The sequence below is a fragment of the uncultured Dokdonia sp. genome (assembly GCF_947492535.1).
In the GTDB taxonomy this organism is placed as follows: domain Bacteria; phylum Bacteroidota; class Bacteroidia; order Flavobacteriales; family Flavobacteriaceae; genus Dokdonia.
This window is the reverse complement of sequence record NZ_CANLNH010000017.1, coordinates 88840-108614: the sequence shown is the minus strand read 5'-3', so window position 1 is coordinate 108614 and position 19775 is coordinate 88840. Positions and strand designations below refer to the sequence as shown.

The 19775-nt window shown below is 34.6% G+C and carries 19 protein-coding genes and 1 tRNA gene; 7 read left to right on the top strand and 13 right to left on the bottom strand.

Annotated elements, in window-relative coordinates; translation table 11 throughout:
* Positions 1–254 precede the first annotated feature (254 nt).
* Positions 255–1718, top strand: a complete 1464-nt coding sequence (locus tag Q1A60_RS18710) for an aldehyde dehydrogenase (RefSeq protein WP_299767763.1) — start codon at positions 255–257, stop codon at positions 1716–1718.
* Between the two features lie 59 nt (positions 1719–1777).
* Here the strand turns inward: Q1A60_RS18710 and Q1A60_RS18705 are convergent, their stop codons facing one another.
* Positions 1778–3298, bottom strand: coding sequence for a hypothetical protein (locus Q1A60_RS18705; RefSeq protein ID WP_299767765.1), 1521 nt, complete (start codon positions 3296–3298; stop codon positions 1778–1780).
* 119 nt (positions 3299–3417) lie between these two features.
* Between Q1A60_RS18705 and Q1A60_RS18700 the strand changes: the two genes are divergently transcribed.
* The 3 genes from Q1A60_RS18700 to Q1A60_RS18690 all read left to right on the top strand — a co-directional run bounded on the left by Q1A60_RS18700 (position 3418) and on the right by Q1A60_RS18690 (position 6061).
* Entirely contained in the window at positions 3418–4197 is a 780-nt protein-coding gene (locus tag Q1A60_RS18700; protein ID WP_299767767.1) for an SDR family oxidoreductase, read from the top strand.
* Positions 4198–4273: 76 nt separating this feature from the next.
* The gene (locus tag Q1A60_RS18695; RefSeq protein WP_299767769.1) at positions 4274–5356 is read left to right on the top strand and encodes an amidohydrolase family protein; all 1083 of its coding nucleotides are present in this window, start codon (positions 4274–4276) and stop codon (positions 5354–5356) included.
* A 63-nt stretch (positions 5357–5419) separates the two neighbouring features.
* Positions 5420–6061: an O-methyltransferase gene (locus Q1A60_RS18690; protein WP_299767771.1), complete on the top strand. Its 642-nt coding sequence runs from the start codon at positions 5420–5422 to the stop codon at positions 6059–6061.
* Positions 6062–6134: 73 nt separating this feature from the next.
* Here Q1A60_RS18690 and Q1A60_RS18685 read toward each other — a convergent pair whose 3' ends face one another.
* From Q1A60_RS18685 to Q1A60_RS18650, 8 genes are all read right to left on the bottom strand, one after another.
* Positions 6135–7679 carry a S8 family serine peptidase gene (locus Q1A60_RS18685; protein ID WP_299767773.1) on the bottom strand — a complete coding sequence of 515 codons (1545 nt, stop codon included), beginning with the start codon at positions 7677–7679 and terminating at the stop codon, positions 6135–6137.
* A 214-nt stretch (positions 7680–7893) separates the two neighbouring features.
* Positions 7894–8436, bottom strand: coding sequence for a phosphatase PAP2 family protein (locus tag Q1A60_RS18680; protein ID WP_299767775.1), 543 nt, complete (start codon positions 8434–8436; stop codon positions 7894–7896).
* Positions 8436–8717 carry a twin-arginine translocase TatA/TatE family subunit gene (locus tag Q1A60_RS18675; protein ID WP_299767777.1) on the bottom strand — a complete coding sequence of 94 codons (282 nt, stop codon included), beginning with the start codon at positions 8715–8717 and terminating at the stop codon, positions 8436–8438. The genes Q1A60_RS18680 and Q1A60_RS18675 overlap by 1 nt, the downstream gene beginning before the upstream one ends.
* 124 nt (positions 8718–8841) lie before the next feature.
* Positions 8842–11133, bottom strand: a complete 2292-nt coding sequence (locus Q1A60_RS18670) for a M1 family metallopeptidase (RefSeq protein WP_299767779.1) — start codon at positions 11131–11133, stop codon at positions 8842–8844.
* Between the two features lie 58 nt (positions 11134–11191).
* Positions 11192–11698 carry a DUF6702 family protein gene (locus Q1A60_RS18665; protein WP_299767781.1) on the bottom strand — a complete coding sequence of 169 codons (507 nt, stop codon included), beginning with the start codon at positions 11696–11698 and terminating at the stop codon, positions 11192–11194.
* Positions 11699–11784: 86 nt separating this feature from the next.
* Positions 11785–12570 carry a carboxypeptidase-like regulatory domain-containing protein gene (locus Q1A60_RS18660; protein WP_299767783.1) on the bottom strand — a complete coding sequence of 262 codons (786 nt, stop codon included), beginning with the start codon at positions 12568–12570 and terminating at the stop codon, positions 11785–11787.
* Entirely contained in the window at positions 12563–13366 is an 804-nt protein-coding gene (locus Q1A60_RS18655; protein ID WP_299767784.1) for a carboxypeptidase-like regulatory domain-containing protein, read from the bottom strand. Before Q1A60_RS18655 ends, Q1A60_RS18660 begins: the two co-directional genes overlap by 8 nt.
* A complete protein-coding gene (locus Q1A60_RS18650; protein ID WP_300008188.1) occupies positions 13359–14078 on the bottom strand; it encodes a hypothetical protein in 720 nt (239 codons plus the stop codon). The genes Q1A60_RS18655 and Q1A60_RS18650 overlap by 8 nt, the downstream gene beginning before the upstream one ends.
* Positions 14079–14311: 233 nt before the next feature.
* Here Q1A60_RS18650 and pepE point away from each other — a divergent pair, with 233 nt between their 5' ends.
* On the top strand, positions 14312–15016 hold the full coding sequence (gene pepE, locus Q1A60_RS18645) for a dipeptidase PepE (RefSeq protein ID WP_299767786.1): 705 nt from the start codon (positions 14312–14314) through the stop codon (positions 15014–15016).
* A gap of 150 nt (positions 15017–15166) precedes the next feature.
* Here the strand turns inward: pepE and Q1A60_RS18640 are convergent.
* Positions 15167–15239, bottom strand: a tRNA-Gly gene (locus Q1A60_RS18640).
* Between the two features lie 179 nt (positions 15240–15418).
* On the opposite strand from Q1A60_RS18640, the gene Q1A60_RS18635 reads away from it, so the two are divergent.
* Entirely contained in the window at positions 15419–16360 is a 942-nt protein-coding gene (locus Q1A60_RS18635; RefSeq protein WP_299767787.1) for a GNAT family N-acetyltransferase, read from the top strand.
* Positions 16357–17097, top strand: a complete 741-nt coding sequence (locus tag Q1A60_RS18630; protein ID WP_299767788.1) for a M15 family metallopeptidase — start codon at positions 16357–16359, stop codon at positions 17095–17097. Before Q1A60_RS18635 ends, Q1A60_RS18630 begins: the two co-directional genes overlap by 4 nt.
* Here the strand turns inward: Q1A60_RS18630 and Q1A60_RS18625 are convergent.
* The 3 genes from Q1A60_RS18625 to obgE all read right to left on the bottom strand — a co-directional run bounded on the left by Q1A60_RS18625 (position 17094) and on the right by obgE (position 19715).
* Complete coding sequence (locus tag Q1A60_RS18625) at positions 17094–18062, bottom strand: tetratricopeptide repeat protein (protein WP_299767790.1); 969 nt, start codon at positions 18060–18062, stop codon at positions 17094–17096. The genes Q1A60_RS18630 and Q1A60_RS18625 overlap by 4 nt on opposite strands.
* Before the next feature lie 59 nt (positions 18063–18121).
* Positions 18122–18646 (bottom strand): DUF4136 domain-containing protein, encoded by a 525-nt coding sequence (locus Q1A60_RS18620; RefSeq protein WP_299767792.1) that lies wholly within the window; start codon positions 18644–18646, stop codon positions 18122–18124.
* A 67-nt stretch (positions 18647–18713) separates the two neighbouring features.
* Complete coding sequence (gene obgE, locus Q1A60_RS18615; protein ID WP_299767794.1) at positions 18714–19715, bottom strand: GTPase ObgE; 1002 nt, start codon at positions 19713–19715, stop codon at positions 18714–18716.
* Between the last annotated feature and the right edge of the window lie 60 nt (positions 19716–19775).

The window sequence follows — 19775 nt, the reverse complement described above, 5'->3', positions numbered from 1 at the left end:
TAAACTCCTAAACTCCTAAACTCCTAAACTCCTAAACTCCTAAACTCCTAAACTCCTAAACTCCTAAACTCCTAAACCCCTAAACCCCTAAACCCCTAAACCCCTAAACTCCTAAACCCCTAAACCCCTAAACCCCTAAACCCCTAAACCCCTAAACTCCTAAACCCCTAAACCCCTAAACTCCTAAACTCCTAAACTCCTAAACTCAATAATAAGTTTCATATCAAAATCTAAAATTTGTAATTTAACCGTCTATGAATACCCACAACAACAACATCATCATACAAAATTATACCAACGGCATTTATAAAAATCCAGCATCAAATGATTGGATAGATAACTACGAACCTGCTTCCGGTAAGATATATAGTAAGATTGCAAATAGTAATGCACAAGATATTGAGGAGGCGGTAGCTTTCGCGAAAGCGGCATTTAAAACATGGTCTACGACTACTATTGATGAACGTAGCCGTATTCTTTTAAAAATTGCAGAAGGTATAGAAAGTAGACTTCAAGAGCTTGTCGAAGCTGAGAGTCGAGATAATGGAAAACCTGTAAAACTTGCTAAAGCTGTAGATATCCCAAGAGCTGCTTCTAACTTTCGGTTTTTTGGGCATGCCATTACACAATTTGCATCCGAGAGTCATGAGAGCGTAGGACTGCAAGCCATAAATTTTACATTGCGTAAACCTATTGGTGTTGTAGGATGTATAAGTCCGTGGAATCTTCCTTTGTATTTATTTACTTGGAAAATTGCTCCTGCAATTGCAGCAGGTAATTGCGTCATCGCAAAACCTTCTGAAGTCACCCCGATGACTGCATTTCTCCTAGGTGAGATTTGTACAGAAGCTGGTTTACCACCTGGTGTACTAAATATCATGCAAGGATTAGGAACAACGACAGGACAAGCCATTTTAGAGCACCCAGATATTAAAGCGATTAGTTTTACTGGAGGCACAAAAACAGGAGAACACATTGCTCGTACGTGTGCTCCTAAGTTTAAAAAATTATCACTTGAATTAGGAGGGAAAAATCCGAATATCATTTTTGCAGATTGCGATTATGACCGTATGCTAAAAACAACGCTACATTCTTCGTTTGCAAATCAAGGGCAAATATGCTTATGTGGCAGTCGTATTTTTGTAGAACGCCCATTATATGATAGGTTTAAAAAAGATTTTGTGGCACGCGTAAAAGAGTTGGTTGTTGCACATCCCGCTTCCGCGAAAGCGAACTTAGGGGCATTAGTATCTAAATCACATTTAGAAAAAGTACAATCTTATATAACACAAGCGCCTGAAGATGGCGGTACAATTCTATGCGGAGGAAACCAAGTAACTATTCCTGAATATGAAGAAGGGTACTACCTAGAACCTACGGTAATAGAAGTACAAAGCAATCGCTGTAAACTCAACCAAGAAGAGATTTTTGGCCCTGTTGTGACTATCATGCCATTTGATACCGAAGCAGAAGTACTTGAATACGCAAATGATGTTACCTATGGCCTCTCCGCTACCCTATGGACTAAAGATATAGACCGAACCATGAGAATGAGCAACCAAATACAAGCAGGTATTGTATGGGTGAACACATGGATGATGCGTGACTTACGTACACCATTTGGTGGTGTAAAAGCCAGTGGCGTAGGTCGTGAAGGTGGTTTTGAAGCATTACGCTTTTTTACAGAACCTAAAAATGTATGTATAAAGTATAGTTAAATTAATTTTTAATTGCATCACTCACTCTTCGCCAGTCTATAGTCAATAGAAAATGTAAACTACTTTTTGCTAAGTATTAAAAATTGTCTTTTATTCTTAGAAAGGTTAGCCATAATAAAAGTATTATAATCATAATTCCCACTAGAAGGACTATAAAAATCTTTACGGCCATCATTTTCTTTAATCATTTGATAGGTCTCTCCTCCTTGCTCATCAAATACAATATCAAATAATGCCGATTTCTCTAACCAACCCTTTTTGACTTTTTTTCTACCATTTGATTTTTCTTTAATATTCTTCCCTGTATTTAAAAGAATATGCAACTTTCCATCTACAGCAAATGCATTATAAGAAGGTGAATTTGACTTTTTAAGTATACTCCTACCCCAAACCAAGTTTCCTTCTTTATCAAACTTTATAGCAAGAATATTATCATAATGATATGTTGTAATTGTTGTAAACCCGCCATTAGGACCATTATTAACTGTATGTTGAGTAATATAAAACTGTTCGGCTGTTAAATAGGCATTATCTTCTTCATCTATAATCGTGTAATCTAAATAATAACTTCTAAATTCTTTTTCTTTCTTTTTACGACGTTCAGCTGCTGCTTCACTGTACAAATCATTATATATTGATTTTGGAAAAGGAGTAACTTTAGGAGTGACATTTGTTATATCTGTGCCATTAAACACATAAGAGATTCCTCCTTTCATTCTAAAGGAATTCTTTTCTGAATAGAACCCTAATAATCGAATAGCATTATCGGTTTGAGCAAATCGTACTTCTTGAATAAAATTTTCACCTAAATCGATGGTTTTATATGAATGATCATCTTCAGACACTTTATGAAGTACATATTCATAATTTGCTTTTCCTTTTTTCTTATCCTTAAAACCATCTTTATATAACTTCCCGGCTGTTAAAATTTCTGCCTCATCAGTTATTATAAAATCATCAAATCTATATAAGTTTTCAGTTTCTTTGACATACTCTCTTTCGTACATTTCTGTAAGACTTTTATCAAATACTTTTATAAGAGAACTTGTTGTTTTTGAATTTACATTATCTATAGAAAACGCTATATATTCACCATTAGGAGATACTCTAAAGTTTTCTTCATACTTTCTAGGAATTGGGTTAAATAATGTAAAAATACTTGTCTTACGGCGCTTTCCTGTTTCTTTTGAATATAGTTTTACCTTTTCTATTCTTTTAGAAGAGAGAAAATATGTACGACAATACACATCTATATTTTTTTTATCAACTTTATCTGAAGTAAATACCCTTACAAGTCCTTCGGTAGCTACACTACCTATAATAGTTTCTTTTTTTGACGTTTCTAGTTTGATATTAGCAATAAGGTTATGAGATGCATCAAAAGCACTTACTACATAGTCCTTTTTAATTGCGCGTATAAGAACAGCTTCTCCATTATCAAATTGATGTACTCCAAGGAGATTACTTCCCTTTTTTATATCTTTAAAAGGAGCTGTTTCCTCCACATTAAAATAAGTACTTTGACTATATCCTATTGAGTTTATAAAAATGAAGAATGTAATAAGTATAAAATAACGCATATTGATAATTTAATTTTTTGATTTACGAAAATATAGTTTTAATTCAATTAAAGATTCATATACCTTTACATTTACAAAACATACAACATATAAGTATACTCATCTTATTTCTGTTACATATGAATTTAAATCTTACCCATAAAAATGCATTAGTTTGTGGAAGTACCGCTGGTATTGGAAAAGCTACTGCTTTAGTACTTGCACAAGAAGGTGCAAATATTACACTTGTTGCTCGTAATGAAGACAAGTTAAAAAGTACACTTTCTGAACTTTCAAATAACGGATCTCAAACACATTCCTATGTAATTGCTGATTTTACAAATCCGCAACAAGTAGCACAGGCAGTTGTTAACACTAAAAATCAATATCATATACTCGTAAATAATACGGGAGGCCCTCCTGGTGGCGCTATTGTAGATGCAGATGTGTCTGCTTTCGCGAAAGCGTTTACACAACATTTACAAACCAATCATCTTTTGGTACAAACGGTCATTCCTGGCATGAAAGAACTCGGCTACGGAAGAATTATCAATGTGATTTCGACGTCTGTAAAACAACCTCTTGATGGTCTTGGCGTAAGTAATACCATACGAGGCGCTGTTGCCAATTGGAGTAAAACATTAGCTAATGAATTAGGTGCCTTTGGCATCACTGTAAACAATGTATTACCTGGCGCTACAGCTACAGGACGTCTTTCAGAGATCATACAGAACAAAGCAAAAAAGACAGGAAAAACAATAGAAGAGATTGAGGCAACAATGCAAAATGCTTCTCCTGCAAAACGCTTTGCACAACCAGAAGAAGTAGCAAATGCTATTACTTTTTTAGCTAGTGAAAAAGCAAGTTATATTAATGGAATTAATGTTCCTGTAGATGGAGGTCGTACAAAATCATTGTAACGCATCTCCTCACTTTACATTTTGTATTTTTATAAACTACTAACTAACACCATTTCTGCTTTGGCAGAAAATATATATGAAAAAAATACGCATTAACGGACATTCACATTTATTACCCTATCCTGAAGAGATTCCTCAATTTATGAAAGACAAAGGGATTTTTTGGGTGGATAAAGACCGAAAATTCATGCTCCAAAAAAATTGGAGTCGCCCAGTTACAGACTCTAGTTTTTTCTTGCATGAGAAGTTAGAATGGATGGAACGTAATAACGTAGATCATGCAGTAGTTCTTAATCTTTCTCAACTATATGGTAATGGACTCCGCTTAGAAGAGATGAAGCAAGCCTTAAAATTTCAGAATGATTTTAACGCTCGTGTACAAAAAGAACACCCCTCTAAATTTACAACAGGTTTTGTAGTACACCCTGGATTTGTACGTGGGGCTTTATGGGAAATAGAACGTTGTGTAGAAGTATTAGGTATGGATTTATTGTGTCTTCCTACGCATTATATGGATACAATTGGAACATGGCGTTGTATTTTTGATGAAGAGAATGAACCTATTTTTGAGCTAGCTAGCAAGTATAATCTCGCAGTAGAAGTTCATCCATATGATGGAGAAAAATTCATAAAACTAGAAAATACAAACTGGCGTTTTCACTTGATATGGATGCTAGCACAATGCGCAGATGCCTATCATTTTTTAACCCTAAATGGATATGCAAATAAATATCCTGGTATGCGTGTATGTTTTGCGCATGGAGGACAGCTTGCTCAAATAAATTTAGGAAGACGTATTCAGGGATTTGATGGCCGTCCTGATTTATTTGAAGGAAAAGAACATCCTAGAAAATCTGTCGGACACCCAAATATCTTTTTTGACACCTTAGTGCATGACACGAATTCGTTAAAATTAGTGATCGAAAATCAAGGAAGTAAACAAGTACTTATGGGACTGGATGATCCATATCCATTAGGAGAAATGGAAAGTGATTCCCAAAGTAGTTATCCTGGTAAAATTCTGGATCTTGCTTTAGAAAGAAAAATCATAAATGCTACAGAATACGATCAAATATGGGATGATAATGTAGTGCAATGGCTATATGGAGATGATGAAAAAAAGAAAAAAGCTTTTAAGAAAAGAATTCTGGGAAATTAATAACCAATAAAACCACTACGTGATAAAGCGGATGAAATTTCCGCTTTCGCGAAAATTAAATAGATGCACTTCCTGCCCGAAAATATAGACGGATATGTAGTTGCGCACTCTGCACAAGAGCCAACGTATCTCAATAATCTCACAAGAGAAACCTATCAAAAAGTATTACAACCGCGCATGCTTTCTGGTCCCTACCAAGGACGTGTATTAAGTATGATTTCAAAATTGATTAAGCCCAAAACCATTCTAGAAATTGGAACATTTACGGGCTATAGTGCTTTATGTTTAGCTGAAGGATTACCTATTGATGGACTATTACATACTATTGACATCAAAGAAGAATTGGTTGATTTTCAAAAAAAGCATTTTGACACTTCTCCTTATGGACATCAAATTCAACAACACTTAGGGCAAGCATTAGATATCATTCCAACATTAGACACCACATTTGACCTTGTTTTTATAGATGCCGATAAACGTAACTATATTAATTATTTTAACGTCGTTATAGATAAAATGAATCCTGGAGGAGTGATCCTTTCTGATAATGTCCTTTGGAGCGGAAAAGTAGTTGAAACTCTAAAAGAGAAAGACATCGATACAAAAGTACTATTAGAATATAATAAGCTACTTAATGATGATAAAAGAATAGAAACCGTATTACTCCCTATTAGAGACGGACTTACCATAAGTAGAGTTCGATGACTAAAAAATAGAATATTATAAAATTAAAAATAGCCCCATTATATGAGGCTATTTTTTCACTTATAAAACAAATCTATTGAACCGCTTGATTAGCGTCAATATTTCCGTATCCAAATGCGTTACTCCTATTTGGATATAACTCTGATGATTGCCTCATTCTATTAAGAACTTGCGTTCTACTCCAATTAGGATATTTAGCCCAAACCAATGCTGCAATTCCAGCTGTAGTAGCTGTTGCCACAGAAGACCCGCCTACATAATCATTATCGCCTCCATAAAAACCAAGAACAGCTGCTGTTCTACTATTATCGTTATCACGTTCCATTACAATAGTGAATTCAATTTGTGGTCCACTATGACACGTATCACAACGCTTATAATTATTAGCATCTGTAACTCCTGTTACTGCAATAGTCTCAGGCATGCTAGCAGGAAATATTACAGGATATGCATTTGTTATTTCTGTTGAAGTTCCACCTGCTGCAAAAATTAATTTCCCTCTGTTATGTGCATAACGCACAGCATCTCTCACATTTCTAATAGTCCATAAATAACCAATAGACATTGATATTATCTTTACATCACTTCTATCTCCTAACGCACGTAATGCGTTTGACACTCCTTTACGCTCATGATAATCATTAAGTAAAACATCAGCAGTACCTCTGTAAGAAACTAAGTTTGCATCATATGCGACTCCTACAGGTTTATTATCATTATTACGAGGTGCTGTTGCCGCCGATATCATACTAGTACCATGGCCACATCTGTCATTCGGCCCATCTATATTATTAGACCACCACCAAGGCGAATCTATATAAGTTCCGTATTTTTCTACCGTACGATTATTTATAGAATATCCATCTCCAAAACCAGAACTCCCAGGACTTAATAAAGGTTGGTTAGGAGAAATTCCGGTATCTATCACTGCTAACGTAACTCCTGCACCTGTACTTTCATTCCAAGCTTGTGTAACATTATGGTTATCTAAGGTCCAAGAAACTAATGATCCTGGTGCTATAGTACGATAATCATTTGTATTCAAGTTAGATCCTGACATATCACATCCACTTGAGGAGCGTTGTTGTGTAGAAACTGTCACCTCAGGCGTACTAGTGAAATAAGAATAACCGTTAGGTTCTAGGTACCTAATATTTGACATCGCTTTTAAATCTCTAATGGTTTCTAATCCTGTTACATGAATATCTATAACATTAAGAACAGCATCGCTAACATATTTAAGATTACTTTTTGTTTGTGATTCTGAAGCGGCTACCGTTAAAAGTATATCATTTTGTATTCCTTCTAAACGACTACTCTTTCCCTCTCTAAAACTTTCTCCTTTATTTCCATATCCAACAGTAATCATTTCTCTTCCGTGTACCGCAGCGCTCCACAATACATTTGCAGGCACATCATCCCAAGAAAAAGCTCCCTTTTCATTTAGGCTTTTATCTATTATAGTGTTTATCTCTTCAATCGTTAAAAATTCATCAGACTCCTGTTCTACAAGTACTACGTTTTCTTCTGTAATCGGAGATAAAACATCTTCATCACGGGTACAAGAAGAAAAAATAAGCAGAGAAGCCCCTGCAATAATAGCTAGTGTTTTTTTCATGGTTTTTGGTTAATTAGTTATGGTTCTAATATACTAAAATTTCACAATCATTATGCATGCATAGTATTAATTTCGTAAAATAAATGCTAATTGATTAACAATCATACAGAAATAATCAATTTTAATTACGAATAACTAGATATTACATACATATAGTTGATGTATGGAATATTCTTACAAAAGAAAGAATACCCTTTTTATCATACTATTTTATTTATAGGATAGTGCGAAGAAATCTTCTAGAAATAATAGCTAATAGAGTACCCACTAGGGCTCCAATGAGTAAATCTCCTGGATAATGCACACCTACAAAAATTCTACTAAGTGCAAAAAGTAGTGGCCATATAAGAATGAGCCAGATCCATTTGGTATGTTCTTTTAAAACGAGTATAACAAAAATGGAGACTGCAAATGAAACTGCAGAATGTCCTGAAAAAAAACTAAAATCAGTAGCTTCTTGCAAGACTCTTACGATCCCTTTAAGATCAGGTTCATTACTTGGTCGTATTCTTGTTACATAATTCTTTACAAGCGTTGTTATACCTAAAGTAACCCCCATAATAGCTAAGGTAGCTAGGGTGGCAAACAGTGCTTTTTTTCGCGGAAGCTTTTTCCAATATAATATAAAGAAAAGGATATAAAGTGGAATCCAATTTTCTATTTTAGTAATCGTTACCCAGAAATAATCCCAATTCCCAGTACTAAGTCCGTTAAGGTATAGAAAAAGCTCTTTATCCCAATCAAGAATTTGATCCATTAAAGCTGACGTTTAATAGGACCTGTAATATCATTAATATCTTCCTTTGCCTTTTCAATCTCCTTCTTAATATCTTTAGTCACATCAATATCAATACCTTGTTTTTCGGCACTCTTAGTGATTTCAGTTTTGATATCGTTGGTTGCGTCTTTTAGTGTGCGCATTCCTTTACCAAGACCTCTGGCAATCTCAGGAACTTTATCTGCACCAAAAACCATAATCACTATAAAAATAATGAAAGCAATTTCAGTTCCGCTTATAAATAAAGGAAGTGTAATCATAGTACAAAGATAGCAATTGTTATGTGTTGTAGCGTATATATTAGTAGCTGTTTTTGACGTAAAAATAAACGCCAACTAAAATAGTTGGCGTTTATTGATATAAAGTTTTAAAATATAGAAAGGACTATCCTTTTACATTCTCTTTGAATTTCTCAAACTTACCTATCTTTTTAGCCTTAGGCCAGCTGTTATTGGCTGTATCAATATCTGCTGTTTCTAAATCTGGATCTATCGTTACTTTTACAATCTCTTTATCTGATGCAATAGCTTTACTTACTTCGCTATCATTTTTACGCCAGATTTGAGCAGGATATGTAACTTTCTTTTTTGTTCCATCTGCATATTCATACTCTACAATAATAGGCATTGGAATTCCACCTGGTTTTTCAAAAACAATTTTATAAAGATGCTTAGGTTCTTTTATATTAGCACGCTCTTCTGGCGTAAAGTTATCCATAAGATATTCTTTAAGTGTCGCCGAGTTTTCTAACATAGATTTTCCTTTAAGTGCTGGATCAAAATCCTCACTATCTTCATCTACCACATATACCGCTTTTATCGTACTTGGATCTGTAATTCCAAAACGAGCTAATCGTTCTTTTCCTTCCTTAGTCACTTTATCAGTGATATAGTATGATTTTACTTCTTTCACACCAATATCTACACTTTCTGTACTGTAAAACCATCCTCTCCAGTACCAATCTAAATCTACTGCAGATGCATCTTCCATTGTTCTAAAGAAATCTTCTGGCGTTGGGTGTTTAAACATCCATCGTTGTGCGTAGGTTTTAAATGCATGATCAAATAGCTCTGGTCCCATGATAGTTTCTCTTAAGATATTCAACGCTGTTGCTGGTTTTCCATAAGCGTTATTTCCTAATTGATATACATTTTCAGGGTTTGACATGATAGGAGAAATAAAATCTTGATTCCCTTTCATGTAATTTACAATTCTTGAAGGCGCTCCTCTACGTGATGGATATGCTTTATTATCTCCTATAGCTTCTGGAAATTTTTCTCCAAATTCTTGTTCTGTAAGATATTGCATAAAGGTATCTAAACCTTCATCCATCCATCCCCACTGACGTTCATCACTATTTACAATCATTGGAAAATAGTTATGCCCTACTTCATGTATAATTACCGAGATCATACCATATTTTGTACGATCGCTATACGTACCATCTTCATTAGGACGTCCATAATTCCAACAAATCATTGGGTATTCCATTCCTTGTCCTTGTGCGTGTACAGAGATCGCTTTAGGATACGGATAATCAAATGTAAACTTAGAATACGTTTCTAATGTTTGCACTACTGCTTTTGTAGAATACTCTTCCCATAATGGATTTCCTTCTGGTGGGTAAATAGAAATTGCCATGACATTGCGCTCTGGGAAACGAACTGCTTGCGCATCCATAATATATCTACGAGAAGATGTAAATGCAAAGTCACGTACGTTTTCTGCTTTAAGCTTCCATGTTTTTGTCTTTGTTGAACTCCCCGCAGCAATCTGTTCTGCTTCAGCTTGTGTACGAATGATAACAGGAGCATCAAATGATTTTGTTGCTCTCTCCCATCGCTTGTATTCTTCTTTACTGTATACGTCTTTTAAATTTGTAATCTCTCCTGTACCATCTAGTAAGTGATCTGCAGGAACAGTAATATCTACTTCATAATCTCCAAATGGCAATGCAAATTCTCCATTACCCCAGAACTGGTAATTTTGCCACCCTTCTACATCATTATATACAGCCATTCTAGGGAAAAACTGAGCAATGATATACCCTTTATTTCCATCTTTATAGGTTTCATATCCAGAACGAGCTCTATTTACAGTATGATCAGGAATATTATAATCCCACTGAATAGAAAATTCAAAAGAATCACCAGATTTTAAAACTTCTGGCATATCTACACGCATCATCGTAAAATTAATTGTATGCTTGAGAGGTCTTCCATTTGCAGAAACTTTATTTATATTAAATCCACCATCAAAACCTTCTGTCATATACGTAGACACAAAAGAACCTGGCTGACTCACAGCACCTACGCCTCCACCATTTTTATCTTTAGCTGGTGAATCTTGTGCTCTAATATTTTGATCTAATTGTACCCAGATATACTCTAAATCATCCGGTGAATTATTTTTATAGGTAATCGTTTCATATCCAGTGATACGTTGATTTGTATCATCCAACTGAATACTCATTTTATAATCTGCTTCGTTTTGGTAATATTCATGCCCTGGTGCTCCAGAGGCAGTACGATAAGAATTTGGGGTAGACATCTCATTGTAAAGCTGTCTGAATTTATTTCCATTTTCATGGCCTCCTTGACGCTCTTCTTCTTGAGCGTATCCCATAGAAACACATAGGAATAGCATTGCGCATAATGCGTATTTAAAACGAATCATAGTTTGTTATAATTAAATTAAGGCTCTAAAATAGCCAAACCCCAAGTTTTTTAGGAATCTATTCAGAAAAGTTTAACACAGCTTTGGCATTACCATCCACAAGCAACAAACTTTTCTTTTTTCCAAGTATGTCAGTATGAACCATATTCTTCTGTTCTTCAAATGCATCCATAAGCAATGTATTCTCTATTTCAATACGTTGAATAGATGGCACATCAGTGATTTCTATATAGCAAACCACATAGTCATCTTCATACTCTTTCCCTAGATAAGAAAGGACCTTATCTTCTCCATTAACAGTAACTTTGATTTTCTTTTGTAGGTATTTTTTAATATATCCATCTAGCGTCTTTTGATCTGATGTAGCGTCTACAATAATGGTCTCATCATAACGCTCACGAAGAACATCTTCTAAGTCATCATAAAAAAGACGTGTAATCATTTGTAAAGATGCTTCCTTTTCATTGTACTCCATATCTGTTACACTTAAATAATATTTATGTACAGTAAAAGAGGAACATAAAAACAAGCAAATAACTGAGGTAATTCCGACTATTCTTTTCATGATATGTAGTTGTATACGCTTTCGCGAAAGCGTACTATGATTTTTTAAACAAAGGTATGCCTTTATTGTTTCCAAAAAATATGCCGTTATTCTTTTTCACTTTCTTTTAACTCAATATAAGGCTTAGATTTTTGCATCATAAACTCTAAAAGTCCCAGTGCATTATTAGCATCTACAAGCTCTTTTGCATGGGTATCTTCAAATACATAATACACAAAATCTTCTATAAGTTCTTCGGGAATATTTAGATTTTTCATGTACACCGTATCCGAAATACGATAACGACTCTCTTGTACTAATTTTTCAAATCGCGATACCTCAATATGTTTTTTGAGCATTTTAAGTCTCCCCGTAATCGAATTAATAAGGCCATCTAACGGAATACCTGATCCACTAGTAATCGCTGTATAATATCGTCGCTCTTCTATGGTGCGCTTAGGTGCTGTATTTTCAGGTATACCAAGTTCTTTAGCTGTTACTTCTTTTTTAAATTTAGTAGAACGAATATCTTTATTCAAATCTCCCGTAAGATCTATATTACTAATCTCCACAGTTTCTAATTCTGTAACTTTTGGAATAAGATATAGGGATATTTTTTTTCGATTATACATCGTTTCATTCACTACAAATTGTCTTGATTCATATTGAACAGCACTAATATTAATCGTATCATTAACGCGTGCTTCTATTTTAAAAATACCATTAGCATCTGTAGTCGTACCTTTCTTTAAAGAAATATTAACCACCGTAAGTTGTGCTTTATCAATAGTATCATTAAGAACCTGACCTTCTAATTGTATCGCTCTTTGCGCATATGCACTAGAACCAATTAAAAGAAAACATACTATACTAAATTTTATAATCTTATTCATGTTCTTTTTTCTTAATGAGTACTCCTTCTTTTTCTTTTAAAACTAAGTATTTTTTAGATTTTGCAAGCATATAATCCAATAATTCTATTGCATTCTCTGTGCCATCCTTTCCCTCTGCTTTTTTCTCTTCAAAAACAAAATACACAAAATCTTCAATAAGATTTTCAGGTATATGCAAAGACTTCCTGTAAAGTGTATCTGAAAACGTTGAACGAGCTTTTCCAACTTTGATTTGAAAACGCATCACCTCTAATTGTTTTTTATATTGCTTTGCTTGTCCATTTATTGCCATGATGAGTGCTCCAAAAGCACCTGCGCCTGCTGGATTAGCACTATACACTCTTCGTTCTTCTGGTGTGAAGGGAGCATGTTTATTTAATGGAAGACCAAGATCTGTAGCTGTAAGCGTACTTTTAAGAGGCGTATTTAAAATATCTCTACGTAAATCTCCTGTAAGATCAATGTTACTAATCTCAACTTCGTCTAATTGATTAATTTTTGGTACTAAATATAAAGACATACGTTTTCGGTCATACATTTTCTGAGTCACTACAAACTGTCTTGATTCATATTGAACAGCACTTATATGAATCGTGTCATCTACATGAGCAGGGATTTCAAAAATACCATCTGCATTTGTGATAGCACCTTTCTTTAATGAAACATTAACTACGGTAAGTGAAGCTCTCTCTATAGAGTCATTAAGAATTTGCCCTCTAAGCAATACTGTTTCTTGACCTATCAAGATACAAGAAGTAAGAAGAAATAGCAGTAAAAAACAACTTTGACTATTCATTACTAGTTTTATTTTTTATTGACAATTCTTTACCTCTTAATGCTTTATAAGAAATAGATTTCTCATACAAATAATCTAAAAATAGTATAGGGTTATCAACATCGACTTTTTTCAACTTCTTTTCATCTCTTAAAGCATAAAACACAAAATCTTCCAATTGTTCTTTAGGCATTTTCAAATATGTTACCAACATAGAATCAGGAAAACGATTCAAAACATTTTCTATTTGTTCTTGATATTCTAAGACAGCGATATGCTTTTTTAAGCGTTTTGTTTTTCCATTTATAGTATTAATAAGTAAAGGGAGCGGAACAACGAACCCTATAGGGCTAAATGCAGCCTTTCCATTTGTTCCTGTAGTAGCCGTATGTAACCTACGTTCTTCTTTTGTAGGAACTTTCACATCCTTAAGTAATCCTTTGTCGCTCATATTTTTCACAAGCGCTAACTGTGTATCCAAAGAAGAATCACTAGCATCTTTTTCTAAGTTACCCGACAAAAGTCTATTACTTAATTGTACTTCATCCAGCTCAGTAATTTTTGGAATTAGGTATAAAGAAACTTTTTTCTGATTATAAATTTTCTCAGTAACTATAAACTCCCTAAACTCATATTGAACGGCGCTTATATGTATAGTATCATGCAAACGTGCAGGAATTTCAAAAACACCTGCATCATTAGTGATTGCACCTTTATGTAAATTTAAATTCACAACACTCAAGGAAGCTTTCTCAATAGTATCATTCAGCACGTTCCCTCTCAGAATAATAGTTTCCTGAGAAAAAACAGTAACACTTGTAAATAATAGAAAAAGGAATAGTGCTTTATACATACATTATTTAGTTCCTTCAAAGAAACATTTTCGTATGTCATGAAAAACTTAATACGTATATAAACTTTTGTTAATTGAAGATGAATAGCTACTTTTAAAAAAATCAAATACCCATGCCTAAAAAACTTATTATAGCCAGTACTTCTACCATACACGGAAGTGGTTATCTAGAATATCTTTTACCAGAATTAGAAATTCTTTTCGAAAAAGTAAAAACCATTGTTTTTATTCCTTATGCAAGGCCTGGAGGTATTTCTCATGACCAGTATACAGAAATTGCATCTAAAGCTTTTAAGAAGATTGACAAAAAAATAATAGGCGTACATACATATGAAAATCCGACAGAAGCTATAGAAAATGCCGAAGGTATCTTCACCGGTGGAGGTAATACATTTGTACTTGTAAACCAATTATATAAAACAAACGTACTTCCAATTTTGCGAAAAAAAATATTTGAAGGCACCCCTTATTTAGGCACTAGTGCAGGCAGTAACATTTGCGGACTCACCATGCAAACCACTAATGACATGCCTATTATATACCCACCAAGTTTTAAAACCATAGGTGCACTACCCTTTAACATTAATCCGCACTACTTAGATCCTATTGAAGGAAGTACACATATGGGAGAAACTCGCGAAATGAGAATTAAAGAATTCCATGTCCATAACACACTTCCTGTAGTAGGATTAAGAGAAGGAAGTTGGCTCGATGTACAAGACCAAATAATACAACTTAAAGGAAATCCTACAGCACGCATCTTTGAAAAAGATAAAACTCCTTATGAAATTAAGGAAGGTAGTCGTATCGATTTTTAAAAATACGCTTTCGCGAAATGCTATACTGAGCCAGTCGAAGTAATATATAAAGAACCGGTTAAATACTAAACGAAGAGTCTCTACACGCAATAAATTTTAACCCTATTTACATAAAAGAAAAAAACCTCATATTTCTATGAGGTTTTTTTGAGCGGGAGACCGGGTTCGAACCGGCGACATTCAGCTTGGAAGGCTGACGCTCTACCAGCTGAGCTACTCCCGCTGGTTAAGCGGTGGCAAATATAAATATGTTTTTTAAATAGAAAAAATTTATTCCTCATAATTTTCCTTAATCTACTACTTATGTTTATTTAATCTTTTAAAATAAGTCCATGTAGCTATTTCTTTAGGTAACTTACTCGTTTCTTTCTATTTTTAAAGCAAAACAAATAGATACCATTTGTGGACAGTATTGTTATACAAACCGATAGATTATTCTTACGCGAATTTAAAAAAGGGGACGGCATCCATTTCTTTCAAATGAATGGTGATCCTGAAGTCATAAAATATACTGGAGACACCCTTTTTAAGGATGTTGATGAAGCACATACATTTATAGAAACGTATGATGCTTATAAAAAAACAGGCATTGGTCGTTGGGCCGTTATTCGCAAATCTGATCAAGAATTTCTAGGATGGTGCGGTTTAAAATATCATTCTAAAGATCGAGTGATAGATGTAGGTTTTCGTTTTTATAGATGTTATTGGAATCATGGATATGCAACAGAAAGCGCAAAAGCAGTTATAGCCTATGCTTTTAACACTTTAAAATACCCTTTTATCGTTGCGCATGCGCATATAGATAATATAGCCTCACATGGTGTTATTAAAAAATGTAATATGCATTTTTTAAAAGATTTTGACTACGACGGACTCCCCGCCAAATTATATCGTATAAACAACCCTGATTACAATCTAAAGCAAATTACAGCAGAAGAAACTTGGCCAGTGCGTCACCCTGTATTAAGAAAAGGAAGACCACTTGAAGACGTATATATGGAAGCCGATGAAAAAGAATCTACATTTCACGTAGGTATTTTTCATAAAGAAGCTATTATAGGTGTTGCTTCATTCATGGAAGATTCAAAACCTCAATTTTCTGGAAAACAACACCGGCTAAGAGGCATGGCGGTATTGCCTGAATACAGAAGAAGAGGAATTGCTGAACTCTTATTAAAAAAAGGTGAAGAAATACTTAGAGAAAGAGATTGTACCTTACTATGGTTTAATGCTAGAATTATAGCCGTTTCCTTTTATAAAAATTTAGGATATGAAACCATTGGTCCTGAATTTGATATTCCATTAATAGGGCCGCATTATTTAATGAAAAAAGAACTTGAATGAATCGTAGAACATTTACAAAAACAGTCATATTAGGTGGAGTAGCCACTACCCTTCCCTTCCAATTATATGCATCTGCGACAAGGGTCCAAATTTCAGAAGATGAATTATTAGGAAAAGGGAGTCCCTTATTAACCTCAGGAACAGGGTATAAATTACGTCCAGATGCTGCTGTTGCATTTGAACAACTAAAAGCCGCTGCTTTAAAAGATAAAATCCAAATTAAGGTTGTGTCCAGCTATAGAGATTACGCACATCAAAATAGGATTTGGGAGCGTAAATATAACCGCTTTCGCGAAAGCGGACTCTCCCCTATTCAAGCTATTCAAAAAATTATAGAGTACTCTACCATTCCTGGCACCTCCAGACATCATTGGGGAACAGATATAGATTTAATAGACGGCACTCCGAAAGTAACTGGAGATGTTCTTGTCCCTTCGAAATTTCATGGTACGGGCCCTTTCTGTAAGTTTAAAGAATGGATGGATACACATGCAAATTCTTTTGGGTTCTATTTGGTGTATACGGATAGAACTGATCGCAAAGGGTTTAACTATGAACCATGGCATTATAGTTACGAACCATTATCAATTCCCTATCTAAAAAGCTATAAGCATTTAGATATAAAAACAATATTACAGGAAAATAAACTAGTAGGAAGCGAACATCTTACCTCAACATTTATTGATCAGTATATTACAGAGAACATACTTGATATCAATCCGTATTTATTAGGTTAAAGGGATTCTATAATTCTTTTTTCGGCTAGTGCTTCTTTAAAATCTGGACGATCTTCTAAGGCTTTTGAGATCCATACTTCAGCCTTTTGTTTTTCCATTTTATGTCTATAAATCTGAGCAAGTCTATAATATGCCCAGTCTTTAGGGACACCATCTGCTGGAGAATAATTCATTATATATTTATCTAGACACTCTATTCCTTGGTCAAGACCTATTCCATACTGTCCCGCTATTTTACCTAATTGATAATGTAATCTATTTTCAGAATTATACTTTTTACGGGCTTCATCGAGTACTTCTAATGCTTTATTTGGAGCTTTATTTTTCTCATAATGCTCATACAATTTTGTATAGCAAACGACAGAGCCTCCAACTTCAACCGCTTTTTTGTAATTATATTCTGCGTCTTTAGGTCTATCGTTATATTCAGCAATATATCCATGGGCAAGGTATCCATCTACCGGAGATAGTTTAGAGAGCTCATTTGCATATCGTTTTGCTTTACTTTCACTTCCTCCTATGATGCCTGGTAATTGAATATAAAATTCGACTAATGCCCATCGAGCTTCTATATGTGTAGGATCTAATTCGGTTGCTGTGATAAAAGCTTCTTTAATATCTCCTATTAACCCTAAAGCTCTTACTTTATTTATAGCAAGTGCTTTCATTCCTAACACGCCTCCATATTTATAATGATAGTTAGCTACTTTAGGAGCTAATTCTACGAGCTTTTCATAATAATCTATGGCTTCATCCCAATCTTCGGCATAACCATAAATATCACCTAAATACTCTAATGTTTTAAAATCATTCGGGTGTTGTTTCAGATAGGATTGAAAAATAGGTTCGGCTTGTGTATACTTTTTATTATTGAAATAGGTTTCTGCTTTCGCGAAAGCGGAATCAGAAGTACTTCCCTGCGCAAAACTACAGATAGGGAATAGTAAGAAAAGTATCCACTTCATAGGATTTGTAATTTTTGCAAATATATACGAAAATAATGCCAAGCTTGTTTCTATTAGAATTAAGATTTTGGAGGATATTTTTTAAAGATTTTTTCTACTAGTTTTTTAAAGTATGCATCTCTTTGGTTTGGAGTTGCTTTCACCTTTACATCACTTTCGCTTATTGCCTGCCATACAAGCGTTCCTCCATGGTCCATATCGTAAAATTCTAAGGTAATTTGTTGGTGTTGCTCACGTCCACCAATAGGAATTCCACCACTTACTCCAACACCTACATTTCCTCCTCCTCCACCTAGGCCAACACCTATGGTATTTCTAGAGGATGTTTCATACTCTGAGGCCTGTATTAGGATAGACAAACTATTATAATCGGTTCGGGTATATCCTTTTGACTCAAGAATACTATCTGTAAATTTTATAAAGCGTCGCTCGTCAAATTCTGAAAACCCGGTTGGTTCGCGTAAGTCATATTGATACGTTTTATACGAATCAAAAGAGGCTTTTTCATCATAATCATACTCTACATAGGTAGTACCGCAACTCGTTATAAAAATGGCTATACATATTAAAAATAATACTCGCATTATATACGTATTTTATTTAAATGTAAACAAAATGAATTAAGTTATATTGTATTTTATAATTTCTTAACTATTCTTCATTTAACATCTTCCAAAGCGCATCTTTCAATTCGACAAGACCTTGCTGTGCTACAGAAGAAATAAATAAATAAGGAATTGGTAATTCTCTATCTAACTCTTCAGAAAGTTCTGCTGTAAGTTCGTCATCCAGCATATCACTTTTTGTGATTGCAATTAGACGGGATTTATCCAGCATTTCTGGATTGTATTTTTGTAATTCGTGAAGTAATACATCATATTGATCTGAGATGCTATCGGCATCTGCAGGAATCATAAAGAGTAAGGTAGAATTACGTTCTATATGACGTAAAAATCGATGTCCTATCCCTTTTCCTTCGGCGGCACCTTCTATAATCCCGGGAATATCTGCCATCACAAAAGATCTAAAATCTCTGTATTGTACAATTCCGAGATTTGGTTTTAATGTAGTAAACTCATAGTTGGCTATTTTTGGTTTTGCCGCAGTAATCGCTGCAAGTAATGTAGATTTCCCAACATTTGGATATCCTACCAATCCTACATCTGCGAGTACTTTTAATTCTAGTGTAAGCTGTACTTCATAACCATCTATACCTGATTGTGCATACCGTGGTGTTTGATTGGTACTACTTTTAAAATGCCAGTTACCACGTCCTCCCATTCCGCCTTCGGCGGCAATGAATTCCTGACCATCTTCTGTGATTTCGAAAATCACTTTATCCGTTTCTGTATCTCTAAGCGTTGTACCTAAAGGCACTTCGATATACTCATCTTGACCATCATGCCCTGTAGATCTAGATTTTGCACCATTCCCTCCATGTCCTGCGCGTAAATGACGTTTAAATTTGAGATGTAGTAATGTCCAAAGGTTTTTATTACCTTTTATGATAATGTGTCCTCCGCGACCACCATCACCTCCGTCTGGGCCTCCTTTTTCTATAAACTTTTCTCTATGTAAATGCGCAGAACCTGCTCCACCGTTTCCAGAGGTCACGTGAATCTTTACATAATCAACAAAATTTCCTTCAGTCATTTTTCTTACTTCTCGCGTAGGCGGGAATTTGATCCCGAATCACAATTTATATTTATCAGT

Bases quoted from the DNA above. Each gene is read 5' to 3' on its own strand.
- Q1A60_RS18690 (WP_299767771.1), top strand. From the start codon at position 5,420: ATGCACTTCCTGCCCGAAAATATAGACGGATATGTAGTTGCGCACTCT.
- Q1A60_RS18625 (WP_299767790.1), bottom strand. From the start codon at position 18,062: ATGAAGTGGATACTTTTCTTACTATTCCCTATCTGTAGTTTTGCGCAG.
- pepE (WP_299767786.1), top strand. From the start codon at position 14,312: ATGCCTAAAAAACTTATTATAGCCAGTACTTCTACCATACACGGAAGT.
- Q1A60_RS18695 (WP_299767769.1), top strand. From the start codon at position 4,274: ATGAAAAAAATACGCATTAACGGACATTCACATTTATTACCCTATCCT.
- Q1A60_RS18660 (WP_299767783.1), bottom strand. From the start codon at position 12,570: ATGAATAAGATTATAAAATTTAGTATAGTATGTTTTCTTTTAATTGGT.
- Q1A60_RS18705 (WP_299767765.1), bottom strand. From the start codon at position 3,298: ATGCGTTATTTTATACTTATTACATTCTTCATTTTTATAAACTCAATA.
- Q1A60_RS18620 (WP_299767792.1), bottom strand. From the start codon at position 18,646: ATGCGAGTATTATTTTTAATATGTATAGCCATTTTTATAACGAGTTGC.
- Q1A60_RS18700 (WP_299767767.1), top strand. From the start codon at position 3,418: ATGAATTTAAATCTTACCCATAAAAATGCATTAGTTTGTGGAAGTACC.
- obgE (WP_299767794.1), bottom strand. From the start codon at position 19,715: ATGACTGAAGGAAATTTTGTTGATTATGTAAAGATTCACGTGACCTCT.
- Q1A60_RS18675 (WP_299767777.1), bottom strand. From the start codon at position 8,717: ATGATTACACTTCCTTTATTTATAAGCGGAACTGAAATTGCTTTCATT.
- Q1A60_RS18710 (WP_299767763.1), top strand. From the start codon at position 255: ATGAATACCCACAACAACAACATCATCATACAAAATTATACCAACGGC.
- Q1A60_RS18680 (WP_299767775.1), bottom strand. From the start codon at position 8,436: ATGGATCAAATTCTTGATTGGGATAAAGAGCTTTTTCTATACCTTAAC.
- Q1A60_RS18630 (WP_299767788.1), top strand. From the start codon at position 16,357: ATGAATCGTAGAACATTTACAAAAACAGTCATATTAGGTGGAGTAGCC.
- Q1A60_RS18685 (WP_299767773.1), bottom strand. From the start codon at position 7,679: ATGAAAAAAACACTAGCTATTATTGCAGGGGCTTCTCTGCTTATTTTT.
- Q1A60_RS18655 (WP_299767784.1), bottom strand. From the start codon at position 13,366: ATGAATAGTCAAAGTTGTTTTTTACTGCTATTTCTTCTTACTTCTTGT.
- Q1A60_RS18665 (WP_299767781.1), bottom strand. From the start codon at position 11,698: ATGAAAAGAATAGTCGGAATTACCTCAGTTATTTGCTTGTTTTTATGT.
- Q1A60_RS18670 (WP_299767779.1), bottom strand. From the start codon at position 11,133: ATGATTCGTTTTAAATACGCATTATGCGCAATGCTATTCCTATGTGTT.